The following is a 24,891-nucleotide window of genomic DNA, read 5'->3' as shown; positions in this document are numbered from 1 at the left end:
AGCCCCTTATCTACTCTTAAGGATAAAGAAAACTGTTTAAATAAAAGTGGGACAATAATTAAGTTTTTCTTAAATTATGAACACGACATTGTTCTGTTTCTCTTCATTGTGCACTTTCTTGTGGCAACTGTACTTCAAATATTGTGCGTACCACATTACTTTCAACAGAGATGGTTCCGTTATGCTGCTCTACAATATTCTTCGCAATGAACAAACCAAGACCTGTACTGCCTTCTTGATGTGTCCGTGCTCTGTCACTTGTATAATACATCTCGAAGAGATGAGGTAATTCTTCTGGAGAGATATTCCCACCGTAGTTGACCACCTGAATCACCACTTGTCCCCCATCAAGATAGCAGTTGATATCTACAAACTGACCATCCCTTCCATAACGAGTAGCATTGGTCAGAAGATTCTCGAACACACGAGCCAATAGTTCGCCATCGCCATCGATGCACATGTTAGGCGTAATATTCAATCTAGCTACAACGCCACTTTTCTCAAATACAGGATACAATTCCTCATTTAACTGCATAAGAAGTTCACTTATATCTATCTTTGCTTTTTCAACGGGTAACATGCCGTAGTTCATTCTAGTGATATCGAATAATCCATCAATAAGCTTTTCTAAACGCTGGGACTTGGTAAAGGCAATGGTTGTATAATGCTTGATTTGTTCCTGTGTTAGATGTTCATCTTTAAGAATCCAATCTAAATAACCCAACACGGAAGTCAGTGGTGTCCGCAAATCATGAGCCAAATTGACGACCAATTGATCCTTACTGCTCTCTGCGAATTCTCCTCTTTCTACAGCCTCTTGCAACTTTTCACTAGCTAGATTAAGTTCCTCTGCAATTTCCCTGAACTCATCATTAGAGGAGATATGAACACGATTCTTGAAATCCCCATTGGCAAGATGATGAATCCCCTTGGAGATTTCATTGAAATAGGCCGCATAAGGTTTGGTAAACAAAAAGAAGAAAAGAATAGCTAATGGGATAAATATAATCAGAAAAAAGTAAATATCCCCGACATTGTACATCATCAGGCGATAACGAGCCAGTGGTTCTTCCGCCCGAACCCCAGCATAATAAAGTTGTAGAATTTTATAGACCACATAGGTGATGATCCCGGACAAAAGCATACTTAATCCCAATAACACAATCATTCTAGTCCGAAAGCTTCGCTTCTTTTTATCCATTGAATGTATACCCCACACCCCAAATGGTCTTGATGAATTTACTTTTATTTTTATCTTCACCAAGCTTTTTCCGTAAAGTACGAATATGCACCATGACCGTATTGTTGCCACTTTCATAATAGGCTTCGCCCCACACTTGTTGGAAAATACTTTCCACACTAAAGACGATCTTCGGATGACCAGCAAGTAAATACAAAATATCAAACTCTTTGGGTGTTAACTCAATAGGTTCACCATAAAGGGTAACGGTATGTTGATCCGGACTAATGATCAATCCACCCGCTTCCAATACAGATTTATTCGTGTTTATCGGTTGACTGAATTCCATAGAGCGTCTCAGTTGAGAATTCACACGCGCAACCAGTTCCATAGGATTAAACGGTTTGGTCATATAATCATCTGCCCCCATCACTAGACCTGTGATCTTATCGAGGTCAGAGGTCTTAGCACTTAGAAAAATGATCGGCATATGATACTGCTCTCGAATTTGACGGGTGACTTCATAACCATCTAGTTCAGGCATCATAATATCTAATATAGCCAAATCTACCGATTGAGATTGAATCACTTGGATCGCTTCTTTCCCATCAGATGCTGTAATAATATCGTATCCCTCTTTTTTTAAATGTAAGGCTATCAGATCCGCAATCTCCGCCTCATCATCAGCTACCAGAATCGTGATGCGTCTCATTCATATTTCACTCCTAAATAAATTGATAAGCAACTCATTATACCTGCTTCATTCCTATTCTATCTACCCATGCTTGCCAATGCTCATCATGAAAGTATAAGTTTGATTATTAAGGTACCCTATTGTCTATTTCCCCTTCTGTTCCGCGATATCCCACTTTAATTATAGTTCCCATTTGGATTTAAATATAGCTCACATATTACTAATCTGGGGTCTCGCAACATAAACTAGGGTAAAGACCTAACCTAGGATGTGTATTCTATGAACCATACTCAACCCATTTCCCGCTATCTCGAAAAACCTAATTTTCTAGTGTTCCTCGTGGATGAAGAACGGTATCCCCCTGTTTATGAAAACTCAGAAATAACAAAATGGCGCAGAGAAAACCTCATTACTCAACAACTCTTGAAGTCTAATGGGCTGGAATTCCACAGGCATTATGTCGGAAGTACTGCATGTAGCCCTAGTCGGGCTACCTTATTTACCGGTCATTATCCGTCACTTCATGGTGTCAGCCAGACAACTGGGATCGCCAAGGAAGCCTTCGACTCCGATATGTTCTGGCTGGATAGAAACACGGTGCCTACGATGGGGCATTACTTTCGTGCCGCCGGATATCAAACCTACTATAAAGGGAAATGGCACATATCTTATGAAGATATTGTTATCCCCGGCACGCATACGGGACTCCTTAGCTACAATCCGTTGACAGGTGTACCTGTCAAGAAACAGGAACAATTATATGCTTGTGCCAACCGCCTAGACAACCTCGGTTTTAGCGGTTGGATCGGCCCTGAGCCTCACGGAAAAAACCCTCGGAACTCAGCTTCCTCAGCTTCGGTCGGATTAAGCGGCCGAGACGAAGTCTATGCCGCGGAAGTCGTTGAGCTCATTGAGTCCCTCGACATCCAGAACTCCCATGAACCTAGTGCCAACCCTTGGTTAATCGTAGCTTCATTTGTGAACCCACATGATATTGTGTTATATGGTGCTCTTACTGCGCGTCTTCCTATGTTTAAGTTTGAGGTAGAACCTATGCCAGAGGTTGCCCCTCCTCCAACATTCTACGAATCTCTAACCACGAAGCCCCGTTGTCAAGCAAGCTATCGGGATATCTATCCCAGAGCTCTACAACCCATCACCGATCAGCCGTTCTACCGTAAACTTTACTATCAGCTGCAAAAAAATGTCGATCGCCATATGTTTAAGGTGTTTGAAACTCTTACTCGCTCCTCTTTCTATGACAATACGATTGTTATTTTCACATCCGATCATGGGGATCTGTTAGGGGCTCATGGCAACCTTCATCAAAAATTTTACTGTGCTTACGAAGAAGCTCTACATGTTCCTCTCATCATTCATAATAAACATCTAGTACCGCACCATAAGAATGTTCCTACACTAACTAGCCATGTGGATCTACTGCCTACCATGCTAGGCTTAGCGAATGTTGATGTAGAGGAGATTCAGGGCCGCTTACGAAACAACTTCAGTGAAGTCCATCCCTTTGTGGGTCGCGACCTTGCTCCTTTTATCTCAGGACAGAACGAAGCTATTATCACTGATGTGCCGATTTATTTCATGACCGATGACGATGTTACCCGAGGCCAGCACCAAGTAAATCCACTAGGTGAGGCATATCCATCCGTTATTCAACCTAACCATATCGAGTCCGTAATCATGACCCTACAACGGAATGACACGAAAGAACTGTGGAAATTGTCCCGCTATTTTGATAATGTGCAATTCTGGAGTCAACCGGGGGTGGAAGATGTAACTATCCAGCAAATTGGAGGTACTGCTGACGGACAGTCCTCACATGGGGTCACACGGGTCAAAACACAACCAGTCCATGATGAATATGAGCTGTATAATATAACCGCTGATCCCCTAGAAATATGCAATCTTGCACATCCCACATTCGCAACGCAGTATACCATAAGCATTCAACAATGGATGATGCATCTACTAGAGGAGCAACGGAAACAAAAACGCTTATATCCCGTTCGATCATTTCAAAGGTAGTACATTTATAAAAAAAGTATCCGAAAGGTCAGTACAACCCTTCAGATACTTCTGATGCCTAATGGCGATGTGCCCAATCATCGGACTGTTTCATTATTATTGGGTTCGTCTTTGACTATCTGTCATACCCATTTGCGAACCTCACTTGCTACCACGCTAAAACCACGCCCATGTTCTCCTGCGTGCGCTGCTTCGATCGCAGCATTCAAGACCAGCAATGTTGTCTGCGAAGCAACTTCGCGAATGAAAGATCGATTCTAAATCGTGATTCGAATGACAACTTTACGCTTTTCATAATGACAATCAATTTCGCCCTTGTATTTCTCAACCGTTCTTTTAATAATCATTAATCCGTTACCTCTCAGAGCGCCTTTACTTTCTTTGGTCGTATATCCATATTGAAATAGATTTTTTTGTTCCTTAGCAGTGAGTTCAGCTGGGTTCTCTACTTCGAATATATATTTCGTCCCCACTGTTTTACATATGACACGGATCTGTTTGAGTTGCTCCCCAGAATAAGACTCCGTTGCCTCGATTGCATTATCCAATAGATTCGAGTAAATTCTCGCCAAGTCCATAGACTCCACTCCGTTATAATCATTCTGATCCACTTCGAAGTTCATTTGTATATTTTTAGTTTGGGCAAGTTCCCACTTACTTTGAAATAGAACCATGAGAATTGGATTTTTAATTCGTAATGACATCTCGGAAACTTTGGATTCTTTCGTCAACTGTTTTAAATAGTCGTTCACTTTGTCATGCAACTGCAAGTCCATTAATCCGCCTAGCACTTGGAGATGATTCATCATATCATGTCTGCTTGATTTTATCGTATCAATCACTTTTCCAAGTTCAGAGATATACATTTTTTCTGTTTGCTCCAAATCTCTTTTGAAACGAACTTTATACCATTTGTTCAATACGAACACAACCATTAACAATGCGATAGCAAATAATATATCAATGACAAAGATGAAGACATTACTCTTAACGACTTGTTTACTTACTTGGTCTAAATCCTTAGCATCAATATCAACCCCAATAACACCAAGCATTACCCCATTATCATTGTAAAATGGCACTCCGATAGATAAGTAAGAGCCTTTATGTCCATCCTTAATTATGTCCGTAAAGTAACTTTTTCCGCCCTTAGCCTGTCTCACTTGAGCAGGCGGAACCGTACAAGGTGCGCCTATTGGAAGGTCCTCCGTATCTGAGGGTAATCCCGAAACCATTACTTTTGAAACATCACTTTCGTCTAATATTAAAATATAGGTGTAAATCGCATTAATTCTATTACCATATCGTTCTAAGTATTGACTTATTTCTTTTCGATCTTGGCCATCTTGTTTAGTCAACAAAAACCTTTGGTAAGCATCCTTATCTAGTCCTTTTGCAATATTCCCTGCCATTTCAATATACTGCTTTGCAAGCGCGACCTGCGCCGAATTTTTAGTGGTATAGTAAGAAATATATAACTTGATACTCGTGAGGGCACTCAATACAACAATAGAAACAATTACAAGATATACCGTTCTTTTATTGGCAAGTAATCTGCTGAATTTCATGGTCTAGTCCCTTTTCCTTATGACATCAATATTTATTATCGACAAAATAGGACTTAATTCGTGTGCATCACAGAGTAATCACTGTCGGATTTAGTCGTTACTATAGTGTAACGCATTAAAATAGAATTAGTTGGTTTTTTATTAAGTATTTGATTGAAGATTTGTAAATAAGCAAATAAAAGAGCCTTCAGAATAAATTCTGAAGGCTCTTTTTAGGTATCTAGATTGTATTACTCAAAAATTTTATCAAGATTCAATAATGTTTTATAGTTAAATCTGATAAAAACATACAAATATAAAGATACTAAACCAATAATAAATAACACGGGAAAACGTCCCCATATTATCTCACTGATAAGTAAAAATGCAAATATAATCACTACTGTCTTATAAAAGTATACGATGGAGTAGAAAAATGAAGCTCTTAATATATTAATTATTTTAGTTTCATATGACAGGATCGAAATATATGTAATGAGATTAAACGAAATAATGAATGAAGCTAATAACAATTCTACAAAAGAGGCATTATTGATCATTAAAGAATAAATAGTATATGCCGAGAAACAGTTGACGATCGCAGCAAATAAAAATTGCATCCAAATACGCTTTGTTAGCTTTATATTAGAGAACATCTTCTTCCCATCAATGATGTTTATTACACAGTGGCATAAATATAATAGTGAAATCGGAATGGATAAAAGGGGAATAGAAGTGATATAGAAAAGGATATTCAGCACTATTAATTGTATTAACAATACTAGATTGTTATATAAATTGCTCTCGATACTAATCATTTCTATTCCCCCTAATTTACTATTTACAGCTTTTTCTTGTTAGCTTCTATTTGATTGTTTCTTTCTTCAACTAATTTATCATAACCATTATCTTTTCGGTACTTAATAAATTCATCCATTGCTTTATCAACTTCACTATCCGATTTAGCATCTAAAATTTTAGCAACCGTTTTAGACCAGTTTTGATTGATCTTTTCTGCATTCCTAGAGGATTCCTTAGATAAGTATACATCTAAACCCGCTAATTCAAATTGTGGAGCGGTATATTCTAATGTCCATTCTTTGGCTTGGTGTAAAGCTTTAGGGAACTGGGAAATACCCATTTGTCGTGAAAGTAGTGCACTATCCTGTACCCATAAGTGAGTTGTTAATCCAATCTCCTTCTCAAATCCAGCCGGATCCGTTTGTTTAAACTCAAGCAAGTCTTGATTTAACACTGGATTTCCATCCACCATGGTATACGTCTCACCTTCTCTACCATAGTTCATGACTGTATTACCATATTCACTAACCATATAGGTGAGGAACTCCATTGCTTTTTGAGGATCTTTAGCATCTTTTGAAATGAAGGTTTGTGTCCAACCCTCAATTGAAGTACCTGGTAATGCGGCTTTTCTCCCCATTGTTGACGCTGGTCCATTAATAGCAATGTATTCTTTACCCGGATTATCGTTTGCCCATATTGACATTGTATCCGTTTCACTAATTAGATCTGAGGCAAAATAGGCGAAATAACTACCATTCGTAAGTCTTGCATCTTTGTCATCTCTTGTCATTGCAATCATATCTCGATCGGTTAACCCTTTTTGTCGAACATCAACAAAAACCTTTAACCATGTTTGAAGATCTTTATCTGTATACCGATCATAGTATTTTCCGTCTTCTGTAAGGATAGGAACTCCGATAAAGTCTGCTAGAGTTCTATTAAATACCCCATTTGACTCTGAACTATCGTTAAAAGGAGATATTCCAATAGGAATGACTGATCTTCCAAGCTCATCTTTGACATCTAATTTTTGTACAGCTTCCAAAGCCGTAATAAATCCTTCAGATGTAGTCATATCAGGTTTGCCAATTTGCTCATATATATCTTGTCTTACTATGAAAGCCTGATTAGCGTAAATGCCACCCTTTTCATAATCTGTCATTGTATTTGAGAAATTGGGATAACCATAAATATGTCCATCTTCTCTTGTGAAAAACTTAAGTGTTTCGGGTTTGGCAGCTTTCTCTAGAAAATAAGGATCATATTTCTCTGCTAATACATCAAGTGGAAGGGCGAACTTATCCGCATCCTTAATTAAAGGATTCCCCCCATCCATTGTAATAATATCTGGGAATTCTCCAGATGCCATCATCGTATTTAATTTGTCATCCGTACCGCCTAGATAAGTAATATTAACCCCTGTATCCTCAGTAATAAATTTAGAAGACATATCAGTTCCCCAGGTCTGAGCGAACCAGTCAAAGTTAATATACCAATCTAAGTCTGCTGTTCCCCCATCATTCTTCCAGCTCGGTGTATCTTTATCAACTATAATAGTCGAATCAGCAGATTTCACCTCTTCCTTTTTTCCACAGCCAACTAACGAGAATACTAATATTAACGATGTAAAAATAATAATTGCTTTTCTCATAACGCTTCCCCCTTCTATAATCCTTATTCTTTTACTCCTCCGACTAACATTCCACTAATAAAGTACTTTTGCAGGAATGGATAAACCAACATAATAGGTAAAGTTGTAACGATCATTGTAGCTTGTTGCAAAGACTGTGTTGTAAATGCCTTCGAAATATATACTCCGGCTTTCGCAGAACTTGCTGCTCCTGTGCTTGTTAATAACTGATACAAATAATATTGAATCGGATATAAAGATTTATCTGTAATATAAAGTTTTGCTACAAAGAAATCATTCCATTGATACACGCCATGGAATAAAGCTATTGTTGCAAGTACAGGGCCAGATAGAGGTAGAATTATTTTGTAAAAGACTTGAAAGAAGTTTGCCCCATCAATCTTGGCAGACTCTTCTATAGAATCTGGCAAGTTCCTAAAGAAGTTCATTAAAATAATCATGTCATAAAAACTAAATAATACTGGAATGATGTATACCCAAAAGTTATTTGCTAATCCGAGAGATTTAACAACTAAAAATGTTGGAATCATTCCACCACTAAAGAACATTGTGATTATTCCCATTCGAATAAACACTTTTCTTCCCATTAAATACGGTTTACTCATTGCATAAGCTGCAAAACCTGTAATAATTAAGTGGCCTGCAACACCGATTACGGTTTTTGCAACAGTGATACCAAATGCCCGATAAATGGTTAGATCTTTCAAGATAGTTTCATAATTTGCCAACGTAAATTTCCTTGGGTATAAATAAATCCCCCCTTTCATCGCGTCATAACCGTCATTAAATGATAATGCAACGATATTAATTAACGGAAAAACAATTAATGAAACAAAGAATAACATGAACATAATATTGCAAATATTAAATAGCCTTCCATCTCTCTCAAAACCCATCTTCACACCTCCTTCTAAAATATTGAACTATCACTTAATTTTTTTGTTAAGAAATTGGCAATTAACAAAAGAATGACTGAAACAACAGATGAAAAGATTCCAACCGCAGTTGCAAAGGAAAAGTCTCCTTGTGCTAAGGCTAAGTGATACACGTATGAATCTATAACTTCACTTCGAAGCACGTTTGAAGAGTTTTGTAATACCAATGTCTGTTCCAAGTTCGATCCTAAGACAGAACCTACACGCAATACAAACATTAAGACGATGATATTTCTAATTCCAGGAATCGTTACATACCATATTCTTTTTAATATCTTTGCCCCGTCGACTTTCGCTGCCTCATATAAGGATGGATCAATCCCCGACATTGCGGCTAGATATAAGATTGTCCCCCATCCCACCTCTTTCCAAATGTCGGAAAAGGTCGCTACCCACCAGTATGCATTTGCATTTGCCAGAAATGCTATGGGTTCAGAAATGACATGCATTGATAATAACAAGCTATTGACTAAGCCTGTTGAGCTTAACCAGGATATCATCATTCCACCAAGAATTACCCAAGAAAGAAAATGAGGTAGATAGGAAATGGTTTGAGAAATCCTTTTGAAAAGTCCTAATCGTAACTCGTTAATTAAAATGGCTAGTATGATTTCTAGTGGAAAACCAATTAGCATTTTCATAAGACTAATTGCCAATGTATTGGTCAACACATTATAGAAGTCTTGATCTCCTAGAAATGCCTTGAAATTCTCAAGACCTAAAAATCCCGACCCTATAAAACCTGATAATGGAGAATAATCTTGAAAGGCTATGATTAATCCCAACATGGGTACAAAGGAGAATACAATCATTAGTATGATACTTGGCCATATCATAGCTTGTAACTGCCATTGAGACTGAAGTCTTTCTTTAAATTTGTAATACATCTTTATACATCCCCTCATCATTCTGCAAAGGTCCTAATGTCCATTCATGTAAGCGCTATCCTTTAAGATATTATATCCTCTATATTACCTAGCATCAATGAAACTTTATAACATTAATTAATGTCCTTTAATAAATTAACAAAGAATAAGCTGACTCAATACTCAATAGTAAACAGAGACTTTTCAAGATTATTGATATATACCTGAAATTCCCCAGGTTCAACTGTTTGCTGTAAATTTGCATTTAAATACTGAAGATCATCTAAAGTAATAGCGATTTCTACTGTAACCATTTGATTTGCAGGAACTGTAACGACTTGGTATTTTTTCATTTCACGCGTTGGACGTACAGTCCTCGATACTAGATCCTCAATATACAATATAACAATTTCAGAATATTCATATCGACTTGAGTTGTTGATTTGGAATGAGACTTTTATGTCTTGATCTTCCGTTATCTTCTCACTCGAAATATTAAAATTTGAGTACTCTGTATTGGTATAAGTTAACCCGTGCCCAAAAGAGAATAGTGGCCCAATCTCACAGTCTTGATATCTACTACTATAACTTGAGTCATTTGCCGGGCGTCCTGAACTGTATTCATTATAGTAAATAGGTGCTTGACCCGAATAACGTGGGAATGACATCGTTAATTTCCCTGAAGGTGTATCCTTTCCTATGATGAGTTCAGCAATTGCTATTCCCGCTTGTGTGCCTGGATACCAGCACCACAGTAGAGCAGGGATATCGTCAATGATATCTTGGAGCGCTAAAGGTCTACCTGAGAAGCAAACGCAAGCATAAGGCTTATTTGTCTTCTTAACATCTTTTATAAGCTGTTGCTGTCTTGCTTCTAATTCGATGTTAACACTGCTATGCCCTTCCCCACTTCGTTCCCAGTGCTCTCCAACGGCGACTACAATATAATCACAATTTTCCAACTCGGATTTCGGACAATCTTCCAATGTTTCATATCCATTTACCTCAAGCGAATCGTCCACTAGTTTCATGCCTTCAGCTAAAGTAACTACATCATCAAAGCTCCCTTTACACTGCCAATTGCCAAGTAGTTCCCTTGTGTTTGAGAAAGGTCCAACTATGATTACCTTTTTATATTCCTTACCTATCGGCAACATTTGGTCATTTTTTAATAACACACAACTTTTCTTAGCAGCTTCTTTAGCAAATTCTAAGGATTCCGAATTCAAAATAACGGTTCCTTCTAGTTCTTCATCTACATAAGGGTTCTCAAATAATTCCATATCATTTTTAAGTTGTAAAATTCTCAAGACAGCGGCATCTATATCATGTATGAGTGTTGGATTCTCTTCTAAAATGGTTTCATAATGCTCAAGGTATAACGTTGAGACCATTTCAATGTCTATTCCCGCTTTTAAAGCCAATTCAGCTGCTTCCTTGCCATTCTTGGCCACTCTATGATTTTGTAGTTCTGAAACCGCGCCCCAATCTGAAATAATAATATCTTCAAATTGATATTTCTCTCTCAAGATATCTTTCAGCATTTCTTCACTTGCAGTCACAGGTACCCCATTAAATGTATTGAATGAGCTCATAACAAATCTCGGTTTCTCCTGCAGAGCTATTTCGTATGGCTTACCGTAGTATTCAAAGAACTCCCTCATAGACATATCAACCGTATTATAATCCTTACCAGCAATACCTGCCCCATAAGCCGCAAAATGTTTCAAACAAGCTGCTACCCCAGACTTGGGGATCTTCCCTTCATCACACTTCTGATAGCCTCTGATCATGGCTCCACCAAGATTACCAGATAACAGATGGTCTTCTCCGAACGACTCCATCACTCTTCCCCATCTAGCATCTCGCACAAGATCCACCATGGGTGAAAAGTTGACATGTATTCCAGAAGCACGTAATTCGGATGCGGTATCCTCTGCTACCTTCTGCACAATCCTTTCATCCCAAGTACAAGAAAGGCCCAATGGAATTGGAAAAATGGTCTTATACCCATGAATGGCATCATGCATAAACAGCAAAGGAATCTTTAGCCTTGATTTCTTTAAATACTCCGATTGCACTAGATTCGTTATCTTTGCACTCGAAACACCAATTACACTACCTATCGTATATAACGTGTCTTCTTCAAACATGTGACCTGAGAAATCAGGTCCGGTTTCCACCATTTCACTATCCATCTCGCCCACATAATGTTCCCCGGTAATTTGAGAGAGCTGTCCGAACTTTTCTTTAAGTGTCATCTCTTGAAGCAACTCTATTATTTTATTATTCTCCATATCAAACCTCACTATTTCCATTCTAGTTTAGGTAGAATATCCTTTTGTAATTCGCACATGTCGTCAATCATTGCGCATGCTTGATAATAAGTAGGAGCTTGTGGATCTAGCAAAATGGCTTGTAACAATTTCGTCTTCGACTTTTCTACAAATGCCTCTAGTAATAGTTTATGAATCGTTCCCTGAATATGAATGGTTCCAATAACTGCCGTTGGCAATTCAACTGTCATGGGTATAAGTGCAATCCCACTTCCATTAACAATGGCTTGAGTCTCAACTACCATATCATCAGGAAGACCTTTTATAGCGCCGTTATTTGGCATATTTACAGCGTTTAATTGAATCTCATCGTCAAAGAAAATGGCCTCAATGATTGGAATGGCATATTCATTACTAGTTTGAACGGTTTCTTTATCGAAAATATAGGCTTGCTCTATCCAAAGTTCTTGCGTCTGCGTGTTCGAGAACAGACCTTTATCCAAGCTATTGCCGCTTGCAGAATACACAAACTCCGGTGTTCTTGAGTCTTTCTCCCATAACTTTTCTCTCATTGGATCATAGCGATACTGTAATGATAGTCCTGCGTAGAAGTCATCAGCATAAGAAACATACTCACCACAATGATTTGTACCCGGATAAGGATAATAGCCATAAATCTGATACATCGTTCTGGATAACGCAACATGATCAAATTGAGCTAAGCGATTTGCTTTCTTCTCTTTTTCATCAAATAACGGATATAAATCTTCTCCCGTTTTTTTATTCCAAATTTTTGTGAAGAATCCAAAGTGGTTTAGACCTCCACCCTCCATGCCGATTTCATCTACTTCCATCTCTAAAAATTCAGATAGCTGATCAATTCCCATATCTAAACCATGACACAAACCTACAATTTTAATAGATGTTAATTTAGAAACGGCTTCTACTAACTTCGCTTCCGGATTCGTGTAATTGATGAACCATGCATTTGGACACATCTTCTCCATGGTCTGAGCAATGTGGAGCATAGGGCCTAAATTTCTCAGCGTATGGAACATCGATCCTGGACCGCCATTTTCACCATAAATTTGTTTACTTCCATAACGACGAGGAATATGAAAGTCCTGAGACCAGTAGAAATATCTCTCTACTTCAATCGCAACGATAACGAAATCAGCTTCCTTTAGAGCGTCTTCTAAATTCGTAGTTTGCCAAAGTTTTGCCGGATTCGAAAATGCAGTAAACATTTCTGTTGCATATTTATGTGTTCTATTCACATTTTCTTCTTCAATATCCATAAGTGCAATTTCAAGATTAACTTGATTCTTCAATCGGTCTGACAGCACCATATCTTGGAGAGCTCCTAATGCAAAAGAAACACTTCCTGCTCCAATTAACGCAACTTTTATTTTCTTCATTCTTCTCATTCTCCTTTAGAATTTATTAATGCCATATACCCTGCTCCAATAATTCCTGCATCGGGTCCGAAAGTTGACATCACTATTTTTATTTTATCTCTTAAATTTTCAAGAACCTTGTTTTTAGCGCTTTCAATTATCTTTTCTATTAACCATGGGTTATTATATATAACCGCTCCGCCAACAACAAAGATATCTGGATCTATCGTTTGCATTAAAGAAGCAATCGCATTTGAGAAGTACTCAACCCAAACATGAATAACTTCTACCGCTTTTTTATCCTCTTTATGATACTGTTCAAACAATAAACACGTCGTAGCATCACTACCATACAAACTTTTACTCTCTTCTTCTAAAGCTTTGCCACTACACAGAGACTCTAGAGTTCCGTCATATAATATGGAATGATTTCGTTTACTATCGGAAACAATCATACTTCCAATCTCTCCAGCATAACCATGCGCACCATGGAAGATTTCCTTATTGAGAATAATCCCACTTCCAATGCCTGTGCTAACCGTTATGTACATGGATTGTCTGTAAGCTTTTGAAGCTCCATACTCTGATTCAAGTAACGTAATCACATTAACATCATTTTCGAAATAAACTTTATGTTCTGGAAAGTAAGATCTTATTTTCTGAATATTCATTGTTTCTAAACAAGGGATGTTTGTTGCGTCAAAAATAAATTCAGTTTTATCTTTCCATGGAATAGGTAATGCAATCCCTATCTTATTGGCTTTTTTTTCACTATCCACTTTTTCTATCATTTGTTTAATTTGATTAAAAATTTCATCAGCATTTCGAAAGCTACCCGTCAACACGGTCTCTTTCCGAGCTAACTCAAGGTTCTCATTAACCAATCCAACTCGAATATTTGTGCCTCCAATATCTACACCAATAACACTGTCACTCATTTATACGAACTCCTCAGCTTTTATTACTATTTAATATATTTCGCTGCCTCCGAATCTAGGAAGAAATCAATATGTTCATAATCAAACAATTCCTGAACAGGTAGCTTCGCCTCTAGATTTGAGAATACTTCTTTTACTATTTTGGCCTTTCGTTCACCAGTAATAGCTACAATAACTCTTTTACTATGAGCAACTTGGCTTAAGCCAAGTGTGATTCCCTTTTCCAGACCCGTTGGTTGACAGAAATATTTCTGAGCAACTTTCTTGGTTGTTTCCGATAAATCAACTACACTACTATGATTTAATACTGGACAACCCGGCTCATTTAATCCGATATGTCCATTCATCCCCATACCCATCAAACTGAACGTAATTGGATTATGATCGATATAACGATCAATTCTTAAACACTCTTGTTGTAAATCGGGAAATGTACCATCGTAAAACTCTATTTGGTCGCTATCTAACTGTACTAGTGAAAATAAGTCTTGGTTTAACATCTGATAGCAACTACCTTCAGAACTTCTATCAATTCCGACCCACTCATCTAAACTTACTATTTTGAGTTCCTTTATCCTCGAATCACTTTCTATTTCATCGGCAAATTTCCGATAACTTTTCTGGGGTGTGCTCCCTGACGCCAGACAAAAGACTGGATTTGCATCATGTAGTAAATGATCCTTCATTTCTTTGGCAATTTCGTGTGCCACTTCCTCTTCACTTCCAAAAATCTTTATCATTATTTTCACCTCCTAGAGTTTTATGCAGAGATTATTTTGATCATCTCATGTTGAAGTGTTAATACGGCGGCTCCGATCGCAGTTGAATTATTCGAATCACTGTACGTTATATTCGGCGTCCATTCCGTATATTGTTCAACATATTTTTTTGTACCTTCTAAAATACGATCTGAGAACAATGCTATTGTTTTTCCACTAATAATGATTCGATCGATATCCAACACGCTAATAATATTAGTAATCGTTAAAGCAAGGTTTCTAGATATATGATCTACACAAGCTTCGATATCTTCCTCGGAATTCAAGTCATAGGTATTTAATAAGTAATTAATACCTAATTTACTTTCTAGCCACCCTACTGAAGATGGCGTTCTCCTGTATTCCGAATCGAAACACATATACTCTAACTCTCCCGCGCTGGCATTATATCCTCGGTGCAACTCTTTATTTATGATCAGGCCACCGCCAATCCCATCACCTACAGCTATATGAACCAAATCCGTTGGTGCTTTCTCGGAATTCTCCAAATTTCGAAATTCAGCCACTGTAGAAGCGTTTACATCGTTCTCAAGAAGAATGGGTAAGTTAACCTTATTCTCTAAATTCACAATGATTTCCTCATAATAATAGTCATTTTCTTTATTATCCTGATTTCTCATTCTAATTGTTTTTTTTCTAGTATTTATCGCCCCATCAACGCCAATACCTATTCCCAGAACAACACTGTTCGTTTGCTCCGCCTTTTTCCTCAATCGAATAATTATTTCTTCAAAAATCGTTGTGAACTCTTCACTATAAAATGGGATGTCTGTATTAATAGAATAGGAATCAATAATTTTACTATGTAAATTTATAAGCAACGCAGTAATTGTTCTACCTATAACTTGTATCCCGATGGTTACATAACTATTTTCATTAAATCTATATACTGTCCTTTTTCTTCCTAAACCACCCGATCCTTCTCGGCTTTCACCAGTGGCTGTTAATATCCCAATTTGATCAAAAAAATTAACGATTTTACTCACAGTAACAAAACTCATCGACGTTTTTTCTGTAATTTCAACTTTTGCTAATCCAGGATTCTGCAATAAAATATCAAAAATTATTTTTCTATTTTCATCTTTAATATCATTTGGTAGAAATGATTTCATCTTCTCATCCCTTTCAGTTTATTTAATTACATTAATTAATCTTCTTAAATAATTAGATAAAAATATATAGGTCAATTACAGACCTCTTACATACGATTATATACATAGTTTATTGAGTGTCAATAGTTTCACAGTAAAAAATAGCACATAACATGGTTTTACTATACAATTATTGTAGAAAAACTAAAAGCGTGGTGAACCTATTTGTTTAAACTCCTATTAATTGAAGATGATACAACGCTCTTTCATGAGATCAAAGATCGGCTGGCTCATTGGTCTTATGATGTGTATGGGATTACTGATTTCGGTAACGTCATTCAACAATTTACAGACATCAAGCCTGATTTAGTCATTATTGACATTCAATTGCCTAAATTCGATGGGTTTCATTGGTGTAGAATGATTCGGTCCCATTCCAACATTCCGATTATATTCTTATCCTCCCGCGATCACCCCACGGATATCGTGATGTCTATGCAGCTTGGAGCGGATGATTATATCCAGAAGCCCTTTCATTTCGATGTGCTGATTGCCAAGGTACAAGCGATTCTTCGTCGGGTATACAATTACAATACGGACACCATAGAACTCAAAACATGGTGCGGAGCAACGGTGGATTATGAGAAAAATACGGTCACCCATGATGCGAGATCGATTGAACTTACAAAGAATGAAATTTATGTGTTAAAACTACTCATTGAGAAGAAGAATAAGATCGTAACCCGTGAGGTATTAATCAATAGCTTATGGGATGATAAACGTTTCGTAAGCGATAACACCCTGACAGTCAATGTGAATCGGCTACGAAAAAGGTTAGATGAACTTGGGTTAGGGCAATTTATTGAGACGAAGGTTGGGCAAGGTTACATGGCTATTGAAGAGGCAAATGGATATGATTAGAAAGTATATCGTGGAAAGACGTAGCTGGATCATGCTATTCATACTTCTGCAACTGCTGATCATCTTTGTATCTTTTTACGATCCAACGATCCCATTCCAATCCACACTTTACCTTGTCTTTCTATCGATGATTCTTTTTTCGACCTTCTTCGTTATTCGCTACAATAAAGAAACCCGATTCTATAAAAGCTTAGAAGAACGAGACAACAATCTAGATTTAACGAGCATCGCTAGTCCAGAAAGTCCCTTTGAGCACATGATTGAACAAAGCATGACGGATCAGGCTGAACTATTGAAACAGGCTGCCTCCCACAATCTTATGACGTTAGAGCAGGAGAAAGATGACATCCTAGCTTGGATCCATGAAGTGAAAACGCCGCTTACAGCCATGCATTTAATGATTGACCGTATAGACGATGAAACTATGAAGACTCATTTAACCTATGAATGGTTAAGAATTCATCTTCTACTTGACCAACAGCTCCACCAAAGGCGTATCCCATTTATTGAGAATGATTTGTATATTGAACATACCGATTTAGAATCTCTTATTTTTGATGAAATCAAAACATTACAATCCTGGTGTATCCACAAAGGCATCGGCTTTGACATTCATTTAGAAGTACCGCAAGTCCTTAGTGATGCCAAATGGCTCGCCTTTATCCTCAGACAGCTCTTAACAAACGCAGTGAAATATAGCTTAGCATCCGACATCATCATTAACAGTTATGTGCGAGCTGATCAGACCATCCTTGAGGTGAAAGACAGTGGGCGCGGCATTGACCCCAGAGATATCTCTCGCATATTCGACAAAGGGTTCACATCAACGACCATCCATCATGACAATACCGCAACAGGCATGGGGTTATATTTAGCCCACAAAGCTGCAAAGTCATTATCGATCCAACTTCATGTACAATCAGAACTTGGCGTTGGATCGACCTTCACATGTACTTTTCCACAAAGGAATGAATTCGTTCATATCACAGGCGTGTGACAACAATGTCACATGCTTGTGTGTTTTGTTCGGTCAATCGAAGGATAAGAAAGACGAACCCTTTTATAATAAGGATATTGAGTACAAAGAAAAGGGAGTTGTTCTATATCGTTATTCTAGAAGCAAGTAAAATCCATAAAAGTTATGGCAATAAGTTCAATAAACAAGAAGTATTAAGTGGTCTAGATATTGTTATTGAAGAGGGCGAGTTCGTTAGTATTATGGGCGCATCAGGTTCCGGGAAGACGACATTGCTCAACGTCCTCTCTTCGATTGATAAGATTAGTAATGGTACCATCAAGATCGAAGGAAGAGAGATTTCTGGTATGAAGGAGAAGCAATTAGCTGAATTTCGTAAGAACCATTTAGGGTTTATTTTTCAAGAATATAACTTATTAGATACGCTGACAGTCAAAGAGAATATCCTTCTCCCGTTATCCATTACAAAGACGCCAAAAAAGGAAGCTGAGCTGAAATTCCAAACTGTTGCGACAGAACTGGGAATTTTTGATATACGAAATAAGTATCCCAATGAGATCTCTGGGGGGCAGAAACAGCGCACTTCCGCCGCACGGGCTTTTATTCATGAACCGAGTATCATTTTTGCTGACGAACCTACGGGTGCACTTGATTCTAAGTCTGCTTCTGATTTATTAAACAAAATGAGCGAATTAAATCAGAAACGAAAAGCAACGATTGTTATGGTAACTCACGATTCTGTGGCAGCTAGTTATTGTAGTAGAGTCATCTTCATTAAAGACGGACAGATATATACACAATTAAATAAAGGCGAGGAAACAAGGCAGGCCTTCTTTAAAGACATTATGAAAACACAAGGTGTATTAGGCGGGGTGCAGAATGAGTATTAACGAACTCATCTTTCGCAATCTGCGGAAGAATCTGAAAAATTATTACCTTTATGTATTCGCCTTAATCTTTAGCGCTGCCCTTTATTTCGCATTTGTCACGTTGCAGTACGACCCATCCATGGATGAAACAGCAGGATCCATTAAAGGAGGCGCTGCGATTAAAGCGGCCTCTGTCCTACTTGTGGCTATCGTCTCTATTTTTCTGTTATACGCAAATAACATCTTTATTAAACGACGCAGTAAAGAAATTGGCCTGTTTCAATTAATAGGAATGACCAAGAACAGAATCTTCCGTATCCTTACGGCTGAAAATTTCATCCTGTATTTCAGTTCCATCATTGTAGGGATCTTTGTTGGTTTTTCCTTTTCAAAGTTAATCATCATGATTTTATTTAAAATTGTAGGTATCAATGCTATCGCAACGCTTCAGTTCTCTACCCAAGCACTAATACAAACACTGATTGTCTTTGGTGTGATCTACCTCTTGATTATGTTGATGAATATGGTGTTTATCAAAAGGCAAAGTATTCTTTCCTTATTCAGAGTGAGATCTGTAACAGAAGGAAAAGTAAACAGGGTCTCCTTCCTAGAAATGTTCATTGGAATTGTTGGCATTGTATTCATCCTTCTGGGCTATTATATATCATCGAAATTGTTTAGCGGAGACTTCACAACGATGCCCGAACTATTCGGTGCGATGATCTTTATTCTAGCGTCTGTCATCATTGGGACTTATCTTTTCTATAAAGGATCTGTCACTTTTATATTTAATATCATCCGCAAGAAGAAACATGGTTACTTAAATATTAATGAAGTATTATCCCTTTCATCCATTATGTTCCGCATGAAGTCCAATGCCGTATTATTAACCATTATTACGACGGTATCTGCCCTTGCGATTGGTTTGTTATCTTTAAGTTATATCTCATACTATTCCGCAGAAAAGACGGCCAAGACCTATGTCCTTGCAGATTTTTCGATTACAAATATTCAAGATGCCGAAGTATTTAAGGAAGCCTTGGACTCAAATGGAATACAGTATACCGATCAAATGATTGATGTCATTCAAGTAGGTGTCAATGTAGAGAACATATTAGACATGAATATGGAAGGCATGCTCGTTGATCCGAATAGCATGACTATGCCAGTGATTAGTGAAGAAGCCATACAAGATATTCAACTATCAGCCGATGAGACTCTTTTTACTGCTTCTAGTAGCATGCTGCAGCAATTCATGTCTATGAAAGATTCTGGATTCATTGAATTGAAGGGTCAGCATGACGTTATTCCGCAACAGTATAAAAGTATCAACATAGCTTCCCCTGTTTCAGGGTATTTCACGGGCGGCGGCTTGCCTGTTGTTATTGTGGACGAAGCTATATTTGAACGTTTGAAAATGGATATCGATCCAGCCATTCAAAGGGACTCTACCGTTTATATCGGAATTGATATTAAAGATAAAGGTCATATTAAAGAGGCAAATGAACTTTTTAAGGGACTAGAATTCGATACTAAGCACGCATATGATTCTCAACTAGAAATGAGCAACAATCAGAAACAGAACATGGGATTCATCATGTTTATCGTTGGTTTCCTTGGGTTAACCTTTCTGATTACGTCCGGCTGTATTCTTTATTTCAAGCAAATGGATGAAAGTGAAGATGAGAAGGCGAGTTATACCATTCTTAGAAAACTCGGTTTCACACGAGGGGATTTGTTGAAGGGGATTCAAATCAAACAACTCTTTAACTTCGGAATTCCATTAGTTGTTGGGCTACTCCATAGCTATTTCGCCGTTCAGTCGGGATGGTTCTTCTTCGGAACAGAGCTGTGGACACCGATGATTATGGTGATGTTACTTTATACTGCACTGTATTCGATCTTCGGAATTCTATCCGTCTTTTATTACAAGAAGGTCATTAAAGAGGCTTTATAATAGATTAGGAAACACAAGCTCCAGTCCTCAAGGGTACTGGAGCTTGTGTTGTATCTATATTACTTATGACAAATGAGCGGCCCATTGGCCACCCATTTTGTCTGCGTCTTTTAGAATAATTACCCGTACTCCGTTAAAGACACGCTTTTGTTTTGTTATCTCGACAACAGATTATAAATCACTTGTGCCGCTTGGGCTCTTGTAGTTAGCTCTTGCGGATTGAGCTTATTGCTCGTTCCCGTCACTACGCCTCTTTCTACTAGAGCTTGAAGTGCTTCTCGTGCATAATCTGCAATCTTTCCTGCATCGCTGAAGCTTGAGATGGTTACTGCCGTCTTATCTGATGGTAATTCACCTAGCACGTCAAGCGATCGGTACAAGAGTGTAAATAACTCCTGCCGTGTGATTTGATCATTCGGCTTGAACTGATTATTACCTGAACCTGTCGCTATCTCCAAACGCTTAGCAGTAGCTAAGTAATTCGTGTAATACGTATTACCAGCATCCGCAAAGTTATCAGCAGGATTATCGTCAGGTACTATCCCATAGGCCTTCAATACTAAGACGATGAACTGGCCTCTTGTTACTGTGGCATTCGGACTATAATGATTTGCGTCAGTACCGGAAGTGATACTACGTGCTGCGAGAAAGTCGACTGCATTGCTATACCATGAAGTATCCGACACATCTGCAAAGCTTACTTTGTTATATCCAATGATATATTGGGAAAAGTGTGTTGTAACAAAATGAGCTGATCCCTTCGCAGAGTCATATCGACCACGTACGTCTTCCAAACCTCCGGCGCTATTAATGTAGTAGACAATAACGGAGTTCTGTTGTTCACCTGCTTGTAGTACGTACGGTACACTGATGTGAATGCTACCTCCTCCAAAGGAGGTAATATCGCTCTCGCCAGCTCTAATCGACAAGTCATAAACCGGTCTGTCCCCGAGTACTGTCTTACCCTCTTCGGTTAACGAAACCTTGGCAATTCTTATACTGATATCTCCCTTATCTGCGGCCGCACTAATGCTTGCAATAGATTTGGCATCGAGAGTAATCGTACCAACATTTTCAAAATTGATTGTAACTTCAGCATTCGTGCCGGAAGCCAACTCGTTAAATACGCTTCTAGGTATGCTAAGCTCAGCCGTTTTGGTTAGTGTACTAGCTTCAACTTTAATTTCCAAGACAGCTTTTTTCCCAGTCGCTTCAGCTGTTTTGGCAAGACCAACAAAACTTGCCACTACATCTTGTGCAATGGATGCTGTGCTTACCCCTGTAGTCTTATCAATTATAGTCTTTGCCGTTGTTACCGTAGTTGTAACATTTCCTAAAGTTGTCGTAACAGACTTCGTGCTTGCTGTGGTAGAGCCACTCGATGAAGTAGCACTGCTTGGTGCAGTTCCACCTCCTGATGGAGTAGTCCCCGTGCCTGTATCAGGCACAAATGCTGGGACAATAACGTTGGTTATTGGGCTTGGCTTATAACCTTCTTTGGCTGCGTATCTCACATTGTAAGTACCTGATGCTAACCCGATGGTTTCTTGTTCTGTTGCATAGACATAACTCGTAACAGTCGACAACTTGTATTCTAACGCTCGGGTAGTACCAGAAATTTGTCCATCATTGTTCGCTAAAGAGGTAGGTGCAATCCCTCTCAGACCTGTTGGTGCTGCTTGCTCTGCCAGTTCCGCAGTATATGTCGGGACAATGACTTCTGCTGCTTTACTCGCATTGTGTCCTTCTTTAGCCGCAAATCTTACGTTATAAATACCAGGAATTAATCCGATAGTTTCTTGTTCTTTCGCATATACGTATTCCGTAACAGTGGATAGCTTGTATTCTAAGTTTGGGGTAGTACCTGTAATTTTCCCATCATTATTAGCTGCAGTAGTTGGTGCTACACCTACTAATCCTGTTGGCGTTGCTTGTTCACCATACGCTGGAATTTCAACTGTAGTGACTAACCCTGCACTGTATCCTTCTTTAGCCGCATAACGCACGTTATAAAAGCCTGGTACCAAGTCTTTAATGGATGTGCCTGTTACAGCCTTAAAATCAACTTCTCCAACAAGTTGGTATTCCTGTCCTTCCGTTGACCCTATAATTTGACCATCATTGTTAAGCTCTGTAGTAGGGGCTATACCCACAAGTCCAGTTGGCGAAGGTTGTTGCCCAACATACAAAGGTACTACTATATTTACTGCTTCGCCTGGCTGATATGGAATTATAGCTGGTCCCACTGCTGTAGTAGGGCCTTGGTATCCCGCTGTAGCAGCATATCTCACAGCATAATTGCCTGGTGTAAGTCCTGTAATCGATTGCCCTGTTACTGGCGTATATAGTTCACTTCCCAGTAGTTTGTATTCCAATGCTGTGCTAGTGCCTGTTATTTGACCATCCTTACTTTCAACTGAAGTTGGAGCTTCGGATGTCAGCCCAGTAGGTACAGCCTCCAGTTTGGAAAAGAGTTTATTCAGAGCGATTGTGGTGTTATTATATCTTGCACCAGTCGGATAACCACTTTGTATATACTCTGGTTGAATATTCGTCCAGGAATACATCAGTTCTACATGTCCTAGGATGGGAGCACTAGTTGCATCCGCATTCTTGTTATCTTTGTTGTACGTAAACAGGTATGGAACCTGAAGTCTGTCTCCGGTGATTGTGTTACCTAACTCATCAACATAACTTATGATTGAAGGTCTAGCAGCTGTATTGTTCTCCGTCTTGATATTCGTCAGATATGTTTTGACTAGATCAACATATAGATTTGCATTCGTATGATTTGTAGTTCTGATCTGAAGCTCATTGTTGTTATGCGGATTAGCGCTGCCACTTGTACCGCTGTTATTGTACGGCTCGGCAACAGTCACACCCGAGTCCAACTTCGTATCAAAGAAATAGATTTTATCGACATTATTTTTTTTGGCATATTCGTCAATGTATTTAATAACAGCTTGGGTATTCGGGCACCACGATCCGCCAAGTAGGATAGCATAATTGCCTTCACTGGCCAAAATTTGCTTCAGTTGGTGATAGGTCACGTGTTCATAGACAAGATTGCCATCCAATTCATTGAAAATCGTTGGTTTTCCTGTATTCTCGCCCTCATAATTCTTATTAAATGCCGCTTTAATATAGGAAGATTCATTAATAGTATCGTATTTCGAAGCTGCCCCGAGCACCCCTCTTACCGATGCTTTGTAAGCTTCCACCTTCGCGAAATCAAGTGTTCCGTTGGTTAAGAAATCATTTTCAGAATAACTCTTATCGAGATAGGCAACGACAGGAGCGCCATTTCCTGACGCATCCTTGTTATCTTTGTTGTACACCAATAGAAACGGCGATTCAATTTGGGGAGCAGTTATCGTAGCCCCACTCTTGTTGATATAGCTGACGTTCTGCTCTGCTATACCCTTAGGAGAAGAAAGATTCAAATTCTTCAGATACTTGTTGACTAAATCAACGTATTTGTATGCAAATTTATTATTGCTATCTGTAATTTGGAGAGTCTCCCCATCTAGCATCGTATCAAAGTTATAAATGGTGGATATCCCATATTCCTTCGCAACCTCATTGATATAGCCAATATCGGCTTGTGTATTGTCACTCCATGCACCTCCAACCAGAACAGCGTATGTTCCTTCGCTCTCAAACAAATGAACGATATCCTCATAAGTTGCTGTTTTAAACACATGGTTAACATCTTTCAATTGCTTATATACATGGTTGAAGTAATCAAAGTGACTTACTCTCCCTGAAGAGGAAATGCTCGTTAAAGCCTCTGCGGTATCGGCACTGGCTCTGCCTACTTGAAATGGAAGGACTAATAGGGAAGCTGCTAGAAGCAGCGTTAGAATTTTCTTAGACTTCAATAAATTTATCATTATGTGCACCTCGATTTATATTGGCTTATGTGATGGGTCAAGCTTCAATGAATTAAATATCATCCAATTGCTAA

The 24,891-nt window shown here is 38.5% G+C and carries 17 protein-coding genes and 1 pseudogene; 5 read left to right on the top strand and 13 right to left on the bottom strand.

Features of this window, described 5'->3' with window-relative positions; genetic code table 11:
* Window positions 1-103: 103 nt before the first annotated feature.
* Complete coding sequence (locus ACP8HI_RS23515) at window positions 104-1,201, bottom strand: ATP-binding protein (RefSeq protein WP_438348534.1); 1,098 nt, start codon at window positions 1,199-1,201, stop codon at window positions 104-106.
* Window positions 1,194-1,892: a response regulator transcription factor gene (locus ACP8HI_RS23510; protein ID WP_438348533.1), complete on the bottom strand. Its 699-nt coding sequence runs from the start codon at window positions 1,890-1,892 to the stop codon at window positions 1,194-1,196. Before ACP8HI_RS23510 ends, ACP8HI_RS23515 begins: the two co-directional genes overlap by 8 nt.
* Window positions 1,893-2,153: 261 nt before the next feature.
* Between ACP8HI_RS23510 and ACP8HI_RS23505 the strand changes: the two genes are divergently transcribed.
* Window positions 2,154-3,917, top strand: coding sequence for a sulfatase-like hydrolase/transferase (locus tag ACP8HI_RS23505; protein WP_438348532.1), 1,764 nt, complete (start codon window positions 2,154-2,156; stop codon window positions 3,915-3,917).
* Between the two features lie 131 nt (window positions 3,918-4,048).
* Here ACP8HI_RS23505 and ACP8HI_RS23500 read toward each other — a convergent pair.
* From ACP8HI_RS23500 to ACP8HI_RS23455, 10 genes and pseudogenes are all read right to left on the bottom strand, one after another.
* A pseudogene (locus ACP8HI_RS23500) lies at window positions 4,049-4,162 on the bottom strand (methyl-accepting chemotaxis protein); the annotation flags it as partial.
* A gap of 12 nt (window positions 4,163-4,174) precedes the next feature.
* The gene (locus ACP8HI_RS23495; protein ID WP_438348531.1) at window positions 4,175-5,485 is read right to left on the bottom strand and encodes a GHKL domain-containing protein; all 1,311 of its coding nucleotides are present in this window, start codon (window positions 5,483-5,485) and stop codon (window positions 4,175-4,177) included.
* A gap of 820 nt (window positions 5,486-6,305) precedes the next feature.
* Window positions 6,306-7,919, bottom strand: coding sequence for an extracellular solute-binding protein (locus tag ACP8HI_RS23490; protein ID WP_438348530.1), 1,614 nt, complete (start codon window positions 7,917-7,919; stop codon window positions 6,306-6,308).
* Window positions 7,920-7,942: 23 nt separating this feature from the next.
* A complete protein-coding gene (locus ACP8HI_RS23485) occupies window positions 7,943-8,815 on the bottom strand; it encodes a carbohydrate ABC transporter permease (protein WP_438348529.1) in 873 nt (290 codons plus the stop codon).
* 14 nt (window positions 8,816-8,829) lie between these two features.
* The gene (locus ACP8HI_RS23480; RefSeq protein ID WP_438348528.1) at window positions 8,830-9,741 is read right to left on the bottom strand and encodes an ABC transporter permease; all 912 of its coding nucleotides are present in this window, start codon (window positions 9,739-9,741) and stop codon (window positions 8,830-8,832) included.
* A 155-nt stretch (window positions 9,742-9,896) separates the two neighbouring features.
* Entirely contained in the window at window positions 9,897-12,017 is a 2,121-nt protein-coding gene (locus tag ACP8HI_RS23475; RefSeq protein ID WP_438348527.1) for a glycoside hydrolase family 3 N-terminal domain-containing protein, read from the bottom strand.
* Between the two features lie 11 nt (window positions 12,018-12,028).
* Window positions 12,029-13,414 (bottom strand): alpha-galactosidase, encoded by a 1,386-nt coding sequence (locus ACP8HI_RS23470; RefSeq protein ID WP_438348526.1) that lies wholly within the window; start codon window positions 13,412-13,414, stop codon window positions 12,029-12,031.
* Between the two features lie 5 nt (window positions 13,415-13,419).
* Window positions 13,420-14,331, bottom strand: a complete 912-nt coding sequence (locus ACP8HI_RS23465; RefSeq protein ID WP_438348525.1) for an ROK family protein — start codon at window positions 14,329-14,331, stop codon at window positions 13,420-13,422.
* A gap of 26 nt (window positions 14,332-14,357) precedes the next feature.
* Window positions 14,358-15,071, bottom strand: a complete 714-nt coding sequence (locus ACP8HI_RS23460) for a 6-phosphogluconolactonase (protein WP_438348524.1) — start codon at window positions 15,069-15,071, stop codon at window positions 14,358-14,360.
* Between the two features lie 20 nt (window positions 15,072-15,091).
* A complete protein-coding gene (locus ACP8HI_RS23455; RefSeq protein ID WP_438348523.1) occupies window positions 15,092-16,222 on the bottom strand; it encodes an ROK family protein in 1,131 nt (376 codons plus the stop codon).
* 204 nt (window positions 16,223-16,426) lie between these two features.
* Between ACP8HI_RS23455 and ACP8HI_RS23450 the strand changes: the two genes are divergently transcribed.
* The 4 genes from ACP8HI_RS23450 (at window position 16,427) to ACP8HI_RS23435 (ending at window position 20,924) form a co-directional block, all read left to right on the top strand.
* Window positions 16,427-17,122 carry a response regulator gene (locus ACP8HI_RS23450; RefSeq protein WP_438348522.1) on the top strand — a complete coding sequence of 232 codons (696 nt, stop codon included), beginning with the start codon at window positions 16,427-16,429 and terminating at the stop codon, window positions 17,120-17,122.
* Window positions 17,115-18,119: a sensor histidine kinase gene (locus ACP8HI_RS23445; protein WP_438348521.1), complete on the top strand. Its 1,005-nt coding sequence runs from the start codon at window positions 17,115-17,117 to the stop codon at window positions 18,117-18,119. The genes ACP8HI_RS23450 and ACP8HI_RS23445 overlap by 8 nt, the downstream gene beginning before the upstream one ends.
* A gap of 107 nt (window positions 18,120-18,226) precedes the next feature.
* Window positions 18,227-18,988 (top strand): ABC transporter ATP-binding protein, encoded by a 762-nt coding sequence (locus tag ACP8HI_RS23440; protein WP_438351961.1) that lies wholly within the window; start codon window positions 18,227-18,229, stop codon window positions 18,986-18,988.
* Window positions 18,978-20,924: an FtsX-like permease family protein gene (locus ACP8HI_RS23435; RefSeq protein WP_438348520.1), complete on the top strand. Its 1,947-nt coding sequence runs from the start codon at window positions 18,978-18,980 to the stop codon at window positions 20,922-20,924. Before ACP8HI_RS23440 ends, ACP8HI_RS23435 begins: the two co-directional genes overlap by 11 nt.
* Before the next feature lie 155 nt (window positions 20,925-21,079).
* On the opposite strand, the gene ACP8HI_RS23430 is transcribed toward ACP8HI_RS23435, so the two are convergent.
* Entirely contained in the window at window positions 21,080-24,817 is a 3,738-nt protein-coding gene (locus ACP8HI_RS23430) for an S-layer homology domain-containing protein (RefSeq protein WP_438348519.1), read from the bottom strand.
* Between the last annotated feature and the right edge of the window lie 74 nt (window positions 24,818-24,891).

The sequence above is a fragment of the Paenibacillus sp. FA6 genome (genome assembly GCF_051550225.1).
Taxonomy (GTDB): domain Bacteria; phylum Bacillota; class Bacilli; order Paenibacillales; family Paenibacillaceae; genus Paenibacillus_AQ.
Note: the sequence above shows the minus strand (reverse complement) of the source record. Positions and strands in the feature narration are given on the sequence as shown.